The organism is Streptomyces sp. NRRL B-24085 (assembly GCF_001282115.1).
GTDB lineage: Bacteria > Actinomycetota > Actinomycetes > Streptomycetales > Streptomycetaceae > Streptomyces.
On the sequence record NZ_LJBR01000037.1, the window covers coordinates 1 to 13253 of the forward strand.

The following is a 13253-nucleotide window of genomic DNA, read 5'->3' on the forward strand; positions in this document are numbered from 1 at the left end:
GTACGGAACACGCACACCCGCTGAGGTGGGGGCGGGGAGGGGGCTGCGGCGGGCGACGCATACTCAAGCACCGGTAACAGGAGTACGCAATATGTCGCGCAAACTTTGTAATTCTCTGATGGTGGATGCTCACTTTGCCCACGTCGGCCGCTGGCGAGCGTGAGACCTCCCCGTTCAGCGCACAGTTGTGCAAGTGAGCTGCGCCTCTCCATGAGCTGTGGCCAGGCACCGACCTGGTCGCCCTAACGGAGACCTCGAAAGCAGCCACCCAGGCCGGTGCCCTCGCTTCGCCTCAGCGCGCCGCCTGGAAGGGCCCGACCGGCAGTCGTGGTCGTTGTGCCGTCCGTGAACAGTCCGCTGCTCGGCTTCGACGGGTCCGCGCCCAGCCCGAACCAGGCGTAGCGATGCGCGTAGGGCAGGCTGTCCAGCATGTTCGTGGACGCGGTGACGAACGCCGCCTGTTGCGCCGCGGACGGGAACCGCGTCCCTGCGAGAAATCGATGAGCGCGTACTCGGTCAGCCAGCTCGGCTTGTGATAGCGCGCGTACACCTGCGTCAGGCACGACCTCAGTTGCTCGACCGCCTGCGGGGTGCGGAAGTCACCGCCGTACCAGTGCGCTTGCGCCAGCGCACCGGTCCGGTCAGGGCCACCGCCCTGGTGAGGACACCGTCGCCCTGCTGGAAACGATGCCGGGAGGTGCCGGGGACGATGTCGCCGTGCTGGCGCTGTCGGTCCCGATGGACGGGGCAGCCCGCGACGACGAAGTGCTCACCGGTCCGCCCAGCCCTTCCGCGGCCTCAGACGCGGTCGGGCAGTGACAGGAGGGATGACCTGCCATGACTGACGTCGAGATGACCGTCGAGAAACCTTGTGAAGGCGTCGCACTCGCCACTCTCATCGATGACCTGGACGTGCGGAGCGGCCGTGGGCTGCGCGATCGGGTCGCGGAATTGGTCCGATATGAACCTACTTGTCTGGTTCTAAACCTTTCCCGCATCGGCTTCTGCGATTCCACCGGTCTGAGCGGCCTGATCGGGATCTGGCACACAGCCGTCCGGCGGTTCGGTCGATATTGTCGGCGTACCGACCCGTCTGCAGCGCATGCTCAGCCTCACCGGCGTGGACGAACCCTCTCCCGTGCATCCGACAGCCGCCGACGCGGTGCGAGACGCGCTGGCTCGGCCGTCTTGACGGAAACCACCCCCTACGGCTGGGACGCCCGCAACAACGCCCACCTCCGCCAGGCTCCCGCTGGGGAGCGACCGCATCGGTGACGGCGTATCAGACCATCGCGGGCACCGCTCTGCCCAATGACTTCACCAGCGCCGGCCACCGTGGCAGAGAGGATGGTGGCGACCAGCAGGGATGTCCGGTCGGTCAGCCTCCGGACGGCACCTTGACGGTCTTGCCGTCCTCGTCGAGCGTGTGGGTGTCCCAGTAAACGTCCCACTTGTCCCCGACCTCCTGCGGCACCTTGCCCTCGGGGTATCTCGTGTAGCCGGCGTCGGGCTCCTTGCCCTCCTGGACACAGGCCTGGCCCGTCGAGCCCACGGACAGGACCGGGTACTCATCGCTGCCGCAGATGTTCTCCTTGTACTCCCAGCCACCGCATCCGGTGAGCGTTACGAGCGCGGCCGCGCTCGCCAACGCGGCGGCGACACGCCCTCGTACGGGCCGCGAGGCGTATGCAGAGGCGGGGCGGCCTGCGATGCGGCGCTCGTTCATGGTGTTCCTCCCGTTGTTCGGTGTGTCCTTACTCTCGCTGCCGACCTGCCTCCGTCTCCTGAGTACGCGTACTCAAGGGCACCTGCGCGGATGCTCAACGTGTTCGACTGGCTCGTGTCAGGCGAGCGAGGAGAAACACGCGGCAGTGCAGCGCTGGAACAGGGAGTGCGCACGTGTGCCCAGTCCGCCGGGGGCCGCCCTGCTCGCGGTGCAACCAAGGTCTCTGTCGGACGGCAGACCCGTTCCGGCTGACCTCGGGTGGCCGTGGGCCCCGGACGGCCCCTGCGAGCCATCTCTTCGCTCTCGACGGCGGAACGCACCGCCTGCGGATCAGCTGCCACGGGCTTCGCTGTCGTAGTGAGCCCGGCTGCGCGTGATCTCGTCGTGGTGGGTGCCCGCCCAGTCGGTCAGGGCGGTGACCGCGTCGAGCAGGGTGGGCCCAGCCCGGTCAGCGCGTATGCGACGCGCGGCGGCACCTCCGGGTAGGCAGTTCGGGTGACCGGGCCGTCGCGACGCACGCGGACCATTACGGTGAGATATGGGACCGAACCGTGCCGGAGGTGTCAGGGCAGGATCGAGTCGACGTAGCCGCCGTCGACGCGCAGGGCGCCGCCGGTGGTCGCTGACGCGTAGGGCGAGGCGAGGTAGACGACCATGTGGGCGATCTCCTCTGGCTCGATGAGGCGCTGGATCAGGGACTGCGGGCGGTGCTTGATCATGAACTCGCGCTGCGCCTCGTCCCAGGGCGACTCGTCACCGACCAGCTCACGGACGAAGTCTTCGACGCCGCCCGTGTGTGTCGGGCCGGCGATGACGGAGTTGACGGTCACACCCGTGCCAGCTGCCTCCTTGGCGAAGCCGCGGCTGACGGCGAGCAGCGAGGTCTTGGTCATGCCGTAATGGATCATCTCGGCGGGGATAACCACGGCCGAGTCGCTGGCGAGGTTGAGGATGCGACCCCAGCCCTGTGCCGTCATGGCGGGCAGATAGGCGCGGATGAGCCGGATGGCGGAGAGGACGTTCACCTCGAAGTAGCGGCGCCACTCGGCGTCATCGATCTCCAGCGGCGCGGCGGAGCCGAAGACGCCGAGGTTGTTGACCAGGATGTCGACCGAGGGGACGGCCTCCAGGACGGCCGCAGCGCCCTCTTCCGTCGCCAGGTCGCCTACGGCAGCGATGACGTCGTCGCTTCCGGAGTCGACCCGCGCCCGGTCCACCGCGGCTGTGACGCGCTCCGTGCTGCGGCCGTTGACGGCGACCCGGGCGCCGGCGCGGGCGAGGCCGACGGCGATGGCGTATCCGATGCCCTGGGTGGAGCCGGTGACCAAGGCGGTGCGGCCGGAAAGGTCGATGTGCACGATGGGTCCTCCTTGTCGCGGGTGTGGGGCTGTACATCGTTGCCGGTGGACGGCAGGTACCCCGAGCGCCTGTTTCCGTGACACGAGGGACGGGGCGGGCGCTCGGGGCGGTGGTTCAGTTCAGGGTGGCGGAGTCGAGGCCGGTGCGCAGCCCGCGGTCCAGTCCCGCGATGGCGTCCATGTCGGCGTCGCTCAGCTCGAAGCCGAGGACGTCTAGGTTCTGCCGGATCCCCGGGGACACGCCGTGCGATCCGGCGATCAGAACGATCGGCTCGTCCGTGAGGACCGCGCCCTGGGCCAGAGGACTCCACGCCTCGGTGGCGATGCCGTGCTCGGCGTGGAAGGCGCGCAGCTGGTCCTGCTGGAGGGCGGGGTGCAGCTCGATCTGAGCCGTTCCAGGGAGGCGTCGAACGCGTCCGGCGCCTTGTCCTTGCTCTGGTCGTCGTTCCACAGCTCGGTCGTCATGAAGATGTCCTCGCGGGGGAGGCCGGAGGAGGCAAGGGCCGTGCCGACGCCCCGCTCGTTGCCGTGGACCGAGGCGGTGTGGATGCTGCGGTATCCGGCAGACAGGGCACCGCCGACGGCGCGGAGGGTCTCCTCATGGGGAACCCGGAAGACGCCGAAGCCGAGCTGGGGCATGACCACGCCGCTGTTGAGCGTCACGCTCGGATGGCCGTCACGTGGAGCCTTTCACTTGTGCCGTGGGTGTCCTTCGGCACGGGTCACAGGGCCTCGAGCGCGGTCTGAGCGAACACGTGGTCCTGTTCGGGGGCACCGCCGCCGAGCCCGAGGGCGCCGACGAGCTGACCGTCGCGGCGGACGGGCACTCCGCCCGCGATGAACAGCAGGGGCTTGTTCAGCGCGGTGGGCAGCGAATGGAAGGGGCCCTCCGGCTTGACCAGGTCGGCGACCTCGGCGGTGGGGGCGTTGAGCTGAAGGGCGGTGTAGGCCTTGGCGGTGCTGGTCTCGCCGGAGATGAGTACGGCGCGCTCGTCACGGCGGAAGGCCAGCAGGTGCCCTCCGGCGTCGAGAACGGTGATGCTGACGGGCACTCCCGCCTCGTCGGCGGCGCGGCGTGCCGCGGCGATGAGGGTCTCGGCGTCGGCTGTGGTCAACGGGGTCACGGTGGTGCTCATGGGTCACTTTCCTACGGTGGGGGATGGACGGCTGCGTGTCGCGGCCGTCAGGCTCCTCGGACGGTGCAAGAGTCGCGGCGACAACCCTCCTGGCGGGAAGCGCGGCTTGCGCCTTACGAGGGCAACAATAGTTGCAGCCGCCTGATACTTGCAAGCGCGGGTATAGCGACTGGTGATGCACCGGTGCTTCTGGCCGGTCTGGGTTCCTCGCTCGCAAGGTCAGATCGAGGGAGCGGGGACAGGACGGCCACCGACCCGGCTATGACCGCACCGGCGCACCCTTGGCCGACCCTCTCACTGCTGCACGGCCGGATGAGGAGCCGCATCGAACGCGCACTTCAGGCGGAGCACAAGCTGAATGCGCGCCAGTACTCGCTCCTGGAGGCGCTCGGCAGGCTGACAACGGCTGACACAATGAGGTGAGTCGGTCCTGATGGGCGTGTTCGAGGGGGGGAGTCAGGCGTTCGGTTGGACGTGGGGACATCCCCGCCGAGCGTGTCGGATGAGCTGTGGGACCGTCTGGAACCGTTGCTGCCGCCGCGTGCGCCCAGGTGCCGGTACCCCGGCCGCAAAGCAATGCCGGACCGCGAGGTGCCGGGGTTGAAGCTAAGGTTGGTGTCGGCACTGGGGCCTGGCCAGCGGCGTAATGCCTTGGGAGCCCCTGCACTTCCTTGCTCGCTCCGCTGACCTTCCTCCCGAGTGATCTCACCTGGGCTGCAGGGTGCCGAGGCCGGCCCCAGAACCGCCCGGACCTGCGGCCCCCTGAGCCGGGTCGCGAAACGCGCTCCGAGACTGCGCCTTCCGGGAGGCTGCGCGGCGGGCCCTGGGGATGGAGCAGCCATAACGCACTCGCACCACTGCGCGGCGCCGCCCGTACGACGGGCGGCCGACGATGCGCGCCGCAGCGCCGGTCGTGAGGGTCCGCTTCCGTGACGGCCTTCTTGCCACTAAATTTGGCATCATGACTGCCATCACCCTGCGGATCCCCGACGCCATGGACAAGCCGCTGCGGGACGCTGCGGCCGACGCCCCCTCGCTGAACGACTACATCGTGCGCGCCGTGCGTCGGCAGATGACGCTAGATGCCGCCCGCAAACTCGCCACCATCGCTCCGCTCGATCTCGCGGGCGAGGGCGACGCCCTGTGACCATCCGCAAGGGCGACGTCTGGGACGTCGACACCGGCAAGGGCACCCGCACCGTTCTCGTCGTCAGCCTCGACGGCCTCGCCGAGGCCTACAACGCTGTAGTCGTCCTCGTCCTCCATGCTCCCGCACAGCATCCCGACACGGCCATGAGCGTGCATCTGACCACTCCGGTCGACGCCTCCCTCGTAGCTGTGAACCTCCTCCAGCTCTCCGCCATCCGCTTCGAAACCGGCACGCTGCACGGCAACATCGGCCCCGAGCAGCAAGAGCTCGTCGACAACGCCCTCCGCGCGGTCCTCGACCTGTAGGCGGGGTGCCGTAGGGAGCGGCCTCCATGTGCGGACTGCGTTGGTCGGGCATTCAACGGGCGTATTGCCGCCTCAGCGATCGCACGGATGCCGATCACGTTCGGCCTAGTGAGCATTCCGGACTCGGTGCACGCCGCCACACCGCACCCCGTAGGCAGGTTCATGTCAAAGACGGCTTGAGGATTCGGAGGCGACGCTTTGCCAGGCTGAGGCGGTTGAGGTGCTGTATTCGGACGTGCCCAGAGGGTCCGAGGTGCCCGATAGCCGCGTGGTTGTCCTGACGGACGAGGATCTGGCGGATCTGCCGCAGCCGATGGCGCGGTCGATCGAAGTCCTCGGCATGGTGCAGGCCCAGAACGCGGAACTCAAGGTAACCCAGCGCGATGGTCCCGCCGTCGGTGGCGGTTCCATGCTTGGCGACTACCTGGGCCTCGCCGACGGTCGACTGAACGGTTGCCGATTCCCGGGCGGTAGTCAGGACGCCTTGGTGGCCGCCGCCCTTCCAGTGAAACCCGCAGCCGAGCCTCCTTCTCCTGGTCGGGGCGGCCCGGCAGCCGGACGACCAGCGGCACGGACTGCGTCTCGATCGTCGCCGTCGCGGGAGGTAGGTGACCGAGGTCTTGCCGCCGTACTCCTTCTTGTACGGGGCCACTTCCACCTCGGCCATTCTGCGGCCCGCACGGTGGCGCGCGGCAGCGGCATGAACGGCACCGAGGTGGCCACCGAGCTGACGCTGGGCATACGGCCGGAACCCACGCCGGCACCGGGCGGCGGCTTCTCCGGGACACGGAGTCCTTTACGACGGACCCGTGTCCGGGGAGGACATACCGCGGGACGTCACGCCACGATCAGCGTGATCGCCCCCGTGTAGGTGGTACCGGCGGCGATAGCTGTCTCGGTGCCGTCGACCGTCATGGCTACCGTCTTGCCGAGCGGTGCCTTGACGGCCGCGTCGGAGGCGAGGGTGAGGGAGGTCAGGTACGAGGTGCCGGTGACCGTCCAGGTCGAGCCGCCGCCCAGCTTGACGATCGCGCCGTTGTTGACGGCGGCCTGGGCAGTGTTGGTGACGATGCCCAGCTCGTAGAAGATGGACGCGTCGATGCTGGAGACGCGGTGCTTGGCCCTCGTTGCCGAGATGACGCCCTCCACGGTGGAGTCGTCGAAGGTCAGCACCATGTTCTTGCCCTTGCGCAGGCCGTTGTAGAAGTCGCCCCTCAGTGCGATGGAGGTGAAGGTGGCGGCTCCGTCGGAGGGGTGGACGGCCGTGGTGTCGAAGGAGGAGTCCTTCGTCGGATCGTCGGTAGGCTCGGTGTAGACGCCGACGTTCAGCATCTTGCCGTCGACGTTGACCGGACCCGGGTCGTCCAGCTCGATCATCTGCAGGATGACCCCGTCGCGCGGGTTGAGCCGGGCGCCCTGGGAGCCGTCGACGGTGATGGCGGTCTGCTGGCTCTTGTTGAGGAACGTGGCCCGCTCGGAGTTGACGACGGTGCCGCCGTCCAGGGTGAGCGTCCCGGCGCCGAAGAACATGTAACCGAAGTGCCCGGAGTTCACGGTCGTGCTGCGCTCCGGGATGGCCGCCAGCTCGGCCGAGCCGAGGCCGAGTCCGAGCTCGGTGTTGAGCGCGGCGACGGCCTTCGCGGTGCTGTCGCCGTAGTGCACGACCGCCGCGGGGCCGGCGATGATGGTCGCGTAACTGCCCACGTCGAAGCGGGAGCCGAGGACGCGGACGGTGGCGTCGCCGATGGCGTAGGTGCCGTAGCCGTACGCACCGGTGTTGCCGACGTGGCTGTTGATCGTGGTCAGCTTGAGCCCGCTGCCGCCCTCGACCGACAGGGCTCCCCATGTCTCCGAGAAGACGGTGGAGTTGATGTAGGTGGAGGTGCTGTTCTTGCCGATCAGGTTGGTGGCGCGGACGTTTCCGTCGAGTCCGAGCATCCACGGCACCGACTCCATGTACGGCGTCTCGACGGTGGCCTGGTAGTCGGCGGGGAGTTCGCCGTTGCGGCAGCGGATCGAGGAGTTCTTGACGACGACGGTGGCGCCGTCGTTGGAGATGACGCCGGTGCGCACCACGCCCTTGGTGCTGATGCGGGCGCCGTCCACGACGAGCTTGGTGGCGGAGCCGTCGCCGACGACCGCGGCGCCGTACCCGGCGAAGTCGCAACGTCCATTGCCGCTCAGGGAGATGGTCGGCCGATCCAGTGTGTAGGTGGCGTCCTGCACGAACACGCCGTCGAAGCACTCGCCGGTCGAGGTGATCGACACGTTGCGGGCGGCGGAGTCGGTGAGCCGGCCGCCGAGCACCGCGGACAGGACGGACCTGTCGCGGTCGACGCCGTCGCCGCCGACGTACAGGGCCTGGCGGAAGGGGAAGGTGAGCGCCTCGTACGTCACCTCGTTGGCCTCGGCCACCGTGAGGACGACGTCGCCGCGGTAGCTGCCCGGCTGGATGAGCGTGACGGTGCCGCCGGTCTCGGTCAGCAGCTGGCCGGTCTCCACGCCGTCCACGGTCATAGTGAGGCTGTGACCCTCCGGGGCGACGATCGTCCCGCCCTCCGCGATCGTCAGCCGGCTCACCCGGGTGGTCGCCGGGAGCTCGTACGCCTCTCCGGAGCCGACGGAGGTCTGGTTGCCGGTCGCCTTCGGTGCGGCGGTGGCGGAGGCGGCCGGGACCAGCAGGGTTCCTGCCGTTGCCGTGCCGGCGATCAGGAGGGAGCGTCGGGTGATCAGCGTCATTTTCATGCCTTCCCACGGTTCTGGTGCGTCGTGGCGCAGCGTGACGAGTCCGTCGTTGCGAGGGGGGCGACGACGGCTCGGAAAAGGGCACCTGGGGTGCGCATGAGGGAGTGAAGCAGCGTTCAGAAGCAGGGAATAGGCGCTGCGCACACCCATGCCGGAACCCGATGCCTGAGATCGGGCGGCTGGTTCCATGGCGGTCACATAGAGTGGTCACAGGGTGGTGACGGGCCCGCGCATGACGGCGAGGCGGGCGGCGCGTACGCCGTCCACCTCGCCGTTCGTGTTCCGTTGTGGTTACGCGGGTGCGATCATCCCCGCCGACAGGTCGATGTCGGCCCCGCACAGGCCGGGCATCGCCAGCATCGCCAGCAGGGCCCGGGCTACCTCGTCCTCCTCGACGAGACGGCCGAGCGCGGCTCGGGAGGCGAAGTCGCGTTCAGCCTCCTCGACGGTGCAGCCGGTCAGTTCGGCCGTGAGCCGGAAGTTGCGGTCCATGCGCGGACCTCGCACCGGCCCCGGGGAGAGGGAGTTGACGGAGATTCCCAGCGGACCGACCTCCCCGGCCAGTGTCCGGGTGAGTCCCAGCAGCGCCATCTTGGAGGCGGTGTAGGGGGAGCGGTTGAGCAGCGGGCGTTTGCCGCTGACCGAGGCGACGTTGACGACGTCACCCCGGCCGGCCGCGATCATCGGCGGCAGGAAGGCCCGGCACATGAGGTAGACACCGCGGACGTTGACCGCGAACACGTCGTCCCACTCGTCGGGTCCGATGTCGACGAGCGGCCGCACGGGGCCCGCGACACCGGCGTTGTTGACGAGCAACGAGACCTCCTCACCGGCCAGTTCGGCGGCGAGGCCGGCCACCGACGACGGATCGGAGACGTCGCACACCGCCGTGCGGGCCTCGCCGCCGTCCTTGGCCACCCGCTCCGCCGCGTCCGCGAGGGCCCGCTCGCCGCGGCCGACGAGGACGACCCGCGCGCCCGCGCCCGCCAGCGCCAGCGCGAAGGCCCGCCCGAGCGGTCCGCCGCCGCCGGTGACGAGCGCCGTACGGCCGACGAGGGTCATGCGCGATTCCAGGGCAGTTCGTCCCCGGCGGCCCGCGCCGCCCGTACGTCACCGGAGCGCGCGTGTCCCTCGAACAGCTCGACCCGCGAGGCCCGTCCGCACACCCGGCCGAGCAGGGCCTGCGAGGCGGTGTCGGTGACCTCCTGGTAGGTCACCGTCTTGAGGTACTTTCCGACCCACAGACCGCCGGTGTAGCGGGCGGCGCCCCGGGTCGGCAACACGTGGTTGGTACCGATCACCTTGTCGCCGAAGGACACACAGGTGCCCTCGCCGAGGAAGAGGGCCCCGTACTGGGTCATCCTCTCCAGCGCGAGCCGCGGCTCGGCGGTCAGCACCTCCACGTGCTCGAAGGCGAACTCGTCGGCCAGCGCGTACAGTTCGTCGACCGAGTCGACGACGTGGACCTGGCCGTGGTCGCGCCAGGCGGGCTGGGCGAAGTCGCGGGTCGGCATGCCGGGCAGCAGCCGCTCGACCTCGGCGACGGTGCGCTCGGCGACCTCGCGGGAGGTGGTGATCAGCACGGCCGGGGAGTCGGGGCCGTGTTCGGCCTGGGAGAGCAGGTCGACGGCGCAGACGAACGGGTCGGCCTGCTCGTCCGCCAGGACCAGGATCTCGGTGGGCCCGGCGAACAGGTCGATGCCGATCTCGCCGAACAGCTGCCGCTTGGCCTCGGCCACGTAGGCGTTGCCGGGGCCGGCGATCAGGTTGACCGGGCGCATCGAGTCGGTGCCGACGGCCATGGCGGCGACTGCCTGTACCCCGCCGAGCAGCCAGATCTCGTCCGCGCCCGCCAGGTGCATGGCGGCGACGGTCGCGGCCGGGATCTCGCCGCGGATGGGCGGCGTGCAGGCGACCACGCGCGGCACCCCGGCCACCTTGGCGGTGACGATGGTCATGTGGGCGGAGGCGGTCAGCGGGTAGCGTCCGCCCGGGATGTAGGCGCCGGCGGCCTGGACGGGGATGTGCTTCTGTCCGAGCCGCACGCCCGGCAGGGTCTCCACCTCGAACTCCCGCAGGGAGTCGAGCTGGTGGCGGGCGAAGGAGCGCACCTGGTCCTGGACGAACCGGATGTCGTCGATGACCTGCTGGGGCACCGACGCGACGGTCTTCTCGACCTCCTCGTCGCTCAGCCGGAAGGAGCCGGGGCTCCAGTTGTCGAACTTCTCGGAGTACGCGCGCACGGCAGCGTCCCCGCGCTCGCGGATGTCCGCGATCACGCCGGCCACGGTCTCGCGGACCTGGTCGAGGGAGGCGGCGACCTGCGCCTTCGGCACGGCATGCTTCAGGATCTCTGCCACAACTGCGGCCTTTCTGCGGGTGGGCGGATCAGACGGGGGGCGCTTCGAAGAGCACGTCGGGGTCGTTGAACTGCTCCTTGGCGACCGATTCGCTCATCGGGTCGGCGGTGCCCCACTGGTCCTGGGTGAGCGGGTCGTCGACGTCGTGCCGGCCCGGGTGCCAAAGGTCCTCTTCGAGGACGGCGAGTTCGGTGGTGTACTCCACGGTGTTGCCGTGCGGGTCGTGGAAGTAGGAGAAGGTGTTGTCGCCGGCCAGGTGGCGGCCCGGCCCCCAGGTCAGCCGGGTCCCGGCGCGCAGCGCCCGGCCCGTGCCGCGCATGTACTCCTCCACCCCGCGCATCTCGAACGAGGCGTGGTGCAGGGAGACATGGGGTCCGCGGGCGATGGCGAAGGAGTGGTGCAGCGGGTTGCACCGCAGGAAGTACATGAGGTCACCCATGTGCGTGGAGTACAGGGTGTCGGTGAGCCGGAAGCCGAGGTGCTCGACGTAGAAGTCGCGCAGTGCCTCGGGATTCCGGGAGTTGACGACGCAGTGGGAGAGCCGTACCGGAACGGCCTCCCGTTCCTCGACCTTGCGGTGGGTGCGGGTGGCGACGTCCGCGGAGACTTCGACGACCCGGCCGTCCGGGTCGAAGAACCGCAGCCCGTAGCCGCCGCCGGGTGTCTCCAAGTCCTTGGGCTCGTGGACGAGTGGGACGCCGGCCCGGCCGAGCCGCAGCGCCAGCTCGTCCACCGCCGCCTGTGACACCGCCCCGAAGGCCACCAGGTCCATGCGCTTGCGCTGGTCCTCGCGGACGCGCACCACGTACTGCTCGGGGCTGCCCTCGGCGGCGAAGAAGGCGATCCCGCTGTCGTTCGCCACCTCCGTCAGGCCCCAGGTGGTGCCGAAGAAGGTCCGCTGCCGTTCGAAGTCCGGTACGGCCAGGTCGACATGGCGCAGGTGGGTGATGGGCTGGAAGCTCATGCGTGGCTCCTGACGGTGTTGCGCTGGAGGCCCAGTCCGGTGATCTCCGCCTCCAGGACATCTCCCGGCGCGAGGAAGACGCCCCAGTGCGCGCCGTTGCCGGCCGGGGAGCCGGTCAGCAGCAGGTCACCCGGGAGCAGGGTGGTGGTCGTGGAGACGTAGGCGATGAGCCGAGGGATGTCGAAGATCATGTCTTTGGTGGACTCGTCCTGCCGGACCACGCCGTTGTGGCGCAGGGTGATCCGCAGGTCGTTCGGGTCGCCGACGAAGGCGGCCGGGACGAGGAAGGGGCCGGTGGGCAGGAAGGTGTCGGCGTTCTTGGCGGTGAACCAGTCGGTGCCGATGGCTTTGAGGTCGGGTCGGTAGAGGCGGTCGCGGGTGGTGAGGTCGTTGCAGATGGTGTAGGCGGCCACGTGGCCCAGCGCCTCGTCGGCCGGGATGTCGCGGCCCGTCTTCCCGATGACCAGGGCGAGTTCGAGCTCCCAGTCGTGCTGCTCGCCGAGCGCCGGGAGCACGATGTCGTCGTAGGCGCCGCACATAGCGCGCGGTGAGCCGAGGAAGACGTAGGGGACGCCGTGGCGGATCCGTTCGTCCATCATCTTCTCGGCGTCCGCGCGGGCCTCCTCGGGGGTGGCGCCGTGCACGCTCTGCTTCTCGGCGGCGACCAGATCGACCACGTGCTTGCGGTAGTTGGCGCCGCTCTGCAGGATCTGGCCCGGCTCGATCGGGGGCAGCACGCGCAGCGCGGACAGGTCGTGCCAGGGGCCGTCGGCGGACCGGGCGAGCTCCTCCAGGCGGGGCAGCCAGGCGTCCCAGTCGGCCACCAGGGCGCGGGTGGAGGGCACATGGCCGGACAGGTCGCGCACGCGGGCGCCGGTGACCAGGCCCGGGAAGGGGCCGGCACCGGCACGGAACGTGCCGAGCGCGAACGGTCCGGCGTGGGGGAGTGGATCGGGCACGGGCGGCTCTCCTCGTACGGGTGGGTTCGCCTTCGACGCTAGGCATCCCGCACGGGCGGCGGAAATGGCCGTTCGCGATGCCTGCCATCACGGGCCCGCCCGGCCCTGAACTGGGCCTCCATCGCCGTACGGGATGGATGACGTCACCCTTGCCGATGACTCGATCCGTTGACCGTGCATCGACCGTCCACGCAGGCTCGGAGCACCCCACCACCCGAGGAGAGACACGTGGTAGTCGAGCATGCCCTGCTGACCGTGGAGGCCGGCCGGGAAGAGGAGTTCCAGGAGGTCTTCGGCAAGGCACGGCAGGTGCTGGCCGAAGCCGACGGGTTCCACTGGTCGGAACTGCTGCGCTGTGCGGAGCGGCCCCGGACCTTTCTGCTGCTGGTCGGCTGGGAGTCGGTCGAGGCCCACACCGTCGGCTTCCGCGAGTCCGACCGCTTCGGCCGCTGGCGGGCCCTGGTCGGCCCGTTCTTCGCCGAGCCGCCGGCCGTCGAGCACTACCACGAAGTCAGCCCGCGCTGACCCGTCCCTCCCTACGCCCCAAGGA

General features: G+C 69.6%; 14 protein-coding genes and 3 pseudogenes. 6 read left to right on the forward strand and 11 right to left on the reverse strand.

The window, feature by feature from the left end; genetic code table 11:
• Positions 1 to 292 precede the first annotated feature (292 nt).
• Complete coding sequence (locus tag AOJ26_RS45015) at positions 293 to 751, reverse strand: glycosyl hydrolase (RefSeq protein WP_324613961.1); 459 nt, start codon at positions 749 to 751, stop codon at positions 293 to 295.
• A gap of 101 nt (positions 752 to 852) precedes the next feature.
• Here AOJ26_RS45015 and AOJ26_RS45160 point away from each other — a divergent pair, with 101 nt between their 5' ends.
• Positions 853 to 1275 carry an STAS domain-containing protein gene (locus tag AOJ26_RS45160; RefSeq protein ID WP_373413158.1) on the forward strand — a complete coding sequence of 141 codons (423 nt, stop codon included), beginning with the start codon at positions 853 to 855 and terminating at the stop codon, positions 1273 to 1275.
• Positions 1276 to 1378: 103 nt separating this feature from the next.
• Here AOJ26_RS45160 and AOJ26_RS05230 read toward each other — a convergent pair whose 3' ends face one another.
• The 4 genes and pseudogenes from AOJ26_RS05230 to AOJ26_RS05245 form a co-directional block, all read right to left on the reverse strand.
• A complete protein-coding gene (locus AOJ26_RS05230) occupies positions 1379 to 1726 on the reverse strand; it encodes an SCO0607 family lipoprotein (RefSeq protein WP_053846979.1) in 348 nt (115 codons plus the stop codon).
• Between the two features lie 563 nt (positions 1727 to 2289).
• The gene (locus tag AOJ26_RS05235) at positions 2290 to 3084 is read right to left on the reverse strand and encodes an SDR family NAD(P)-dependent oxidoreductase (RefSeq protein ID WP_053846980.1); all 795 of its coding nucleotides are present in this window, start codon (positions 3082 to 3084) and stop codon (positions 2290 to 2292) included.
• Between the two features lie 115 nt (positions 3085 to 3199).
• Positions 3200 to 3723 (reverse strand): annotated as a pseudogene (locus AOJ26_RS05240) (aldo/keto reductase).
• Between the two features lie 83 nt (positions 3724 to 3806).
• Complete coding sequence (locus AOJ26_RS05245) at positions 3807 to 4220, reverse strand: GlcG/HbpS family heme-binding protein (protein ID WP_053846982.1); 414 nt, start codon at positions 4218 to 4220, stop codon at positions 3807 to 3809.
• Positions 4221 to 4481: 261 nt separating this feature from the next.
• Here AOJ26_RS05245 and AOJ26_RS44115 point away from each other — a divergent pair.
• The 4 genes and pseudogenes from AOJ26_RS44115 to AOJ26_RS05255 all read left to right on the forward strand — a co-directional run.
• Positions 4482 to 4616 (forward strand): annotated as a pseudogene (locus AOJ26_RS44115) (MarR family transcriptional regulator); the annotation flags it as partial.
• Positions 4617 to 4688: 72 nt separating this feature from the next.
• Positions 4689 to 4814, forward strand: a pseudogene (locus tag AOJ26_RS43765) (IS5/IS1182 family transposase); the annotation flags it as partial.
• Positions 4815 to 5181: 367 nt separating this feature from the next.
• Entirely contained in the window at positions 5182 to 5367 is a 186-nt protein-coding gene (locus tag AOJ26_RS05250) for a hypothetical protein (protein ID WP_053847039.1), read from the forward strand.
• Positions 5364 to 5675, forward strand: a complete 312-nt coding sequence (locus tag AOJ26_RS05255; protein ID WP_078959750.1) for a hypothetical protein — start codon at positions 5364 to 5366, stop codon at positions 5673 to 5675. The genes AOJ26_RS05250 and AOJ26_RS05255 overlap by 4 nt, the downstream gene beginning before the upstream one ends.
• A 160-nt stretch (positions 5676 to 5835) precedes the next feature.
• Here AOJ26_RS05255 and AOJ26_RS05260 read toward each other — a convergent pair whose 3' ends face one another.
• The 6 genes from AOJ26_RS05260 to AOJ26_RS05285 all read right to left on the reverse strand — a co-directional run bounded on the left by AOJ26_RS05260 (position 5836) and on the right by AOJ26_RS05285 (position 12703).
• Positions 5836 to 6342 carry a hypothetical protein gene (locus AOJ26_RS05260; RefSeq protein WP_053846983.1) on the reverse strand — a complete coding sequence of 169 codons (507 nt, stop codon included), beginning with the start codon at positions 6340 to 6342 and terminating at the stop codon, positions 5836 to 5838.
• A 170-nt stretch (positions 6343 to 6512) separates the two neighbouring features.
• Positions 6513 to 8420 carry a hypothetical protein gene (locus tag AOJ26_RS05265; RefSeq protein WP_234358446.1) on the reverse strand — a complete coding sequence of 636 codons (1908 nt, stop codon included), beginning with the start codon at positions 8418 to 8420 and terminating at the stop codon, positions 6513 to 6515.
• A gap of 291 nt (positions 8421 to 8711) precedes the next feature.
• A complete protein-coding gene (locus AOJ26_RS05270; protein WP_053846985.1) occupies positions 8712 to 9482 on the reverse strand; it encodes an SDR family NAD(P)-dependent oxidoreductase in 771 nt (256 codons plus the stop codon).
• Positions 9479 to 10780, reverse strand: a complete 1302-nt coding sequence (gene hisD, locus AOJ26_RS05275; RefSeq protein ID WP_053846986.1) for a histidinol dehydrogenase — start codon at positions 10778 to 10780, stop codon at positions 9479 to 9481. Before hisD ends, AOJ26_RS05270 begins: the two co-directional genes overlap by 4 nt.
• 28 nt (positions 10781 to 10808) lie before the next feature.
• Positions 10809 to 11744 carry a VOC family protein gene (locus AOJ26_RS05280; protein WP_053846987.1) on the reverse strand — a complete coding sequence of 312 codons (936 nt, stop codon included), beginning with the start codon at positions 11742 to 11744 and terminating at the stop codon, positions 10809 to 10811.
• The gene (locus AOJ26_RS05285; RefSeq protein WP_053846988.1) at positions 11741 to 12703 is read right to left on the reverse strand and encodes a fumarylacetoacetate hydrolase family protein; all 963 of its coding nucleotides are present in this window, start codon (positions 12701 to 12703) and stop codon (positions 11741 to 11743) included. Before AOJ26_RS05285 ends, AOJ26_RS05280 begins: the two co-directional genes overlap by 4 nt.
• Positions 12704 to 12931: 228 nt before the next feature.
• Here AOJ26_RS05285 and AOJ26_RS05290 point away from each other — a divergent pair, with 228 nt between their 5' ends.
• Positions 12932 to 13228, forward strand: a complete 297-nt coding sequence (locus AOJ26_RS05290; RefSeq protein WP_053846989.1) for an antibiotic biosynthesis monooxygenase family protein — start codon at positions 12932 to 12934, stop codon at positions 13226 to 13228.
• The last annotated feature ends 25 nt before the right edge of the window (positions 13229 to 13253 follow it).

What these genes read in the sequence shown, in the direction of transcription:
- AOJ26_RS05260 (WP_053846983.1), bottom strand. Translation starts at nt 6,342, where the DNA reads ATGGCCGAGGTGGAAGTGGCCCCGTACAAGAAGGAGTACGGCGGCAAG.
- AOJ26_RS05230 (WP_053846979.1), bottom strand. Translation starts at nt 1,726, where the DNA reads ATGAACGAGCGCCGCATCGCAGGCCGCCCCGCCTCTGCATACGCCTCG.
- AOJ26_RS05245 (WP_053846982.1), bottom strand. Translation starts at nt 4,220, where the DNA reads ATGAGCACCACCGTGACCCCGTTGACCACAGCCGACGCCGAGACCCTC.
- AOJ26_RS05270 (WP_053846985.1), bottom strand. Translation starts at nt 9,482, where the DNA reads ATGACCCTCGTCGGCCGTACGGCGCTCGTCACCGGCGGCGGCGGACCG.
- AOJ26_RS45160 (WP_373413158.1), top strand. Translation starts at nt 853, where the DNA reads ATGACCGTCGAGAAACCTTGTGAAGGCGTCGCACTCGCCACTCTCATC.
- AOJ26_RS05250 (WP_053847039.1), top strand. Translation starts at nt 5,182, where the DNA reads ATGACTGCCATCACCCTGCGGATCCCCGACGCCATGGACAAGCCGCTG.
- AOJ26_RS05280 (WP_053846987.1), bottom strand. Translation starts at nt 11,744, where the DNA reads ATGAGCTTCCAGCCCATCACCCACCTGCGCCATGTCGACCTGGCCGTA.
- AOJ26_RS05265 (WP_234358446.1), bottom strand. Translation starts at nt 8,420, where the DNA reads ATGAAAATGACGCTGATCACCCGACGCTCCCTCCTGATCGCCGGCACG.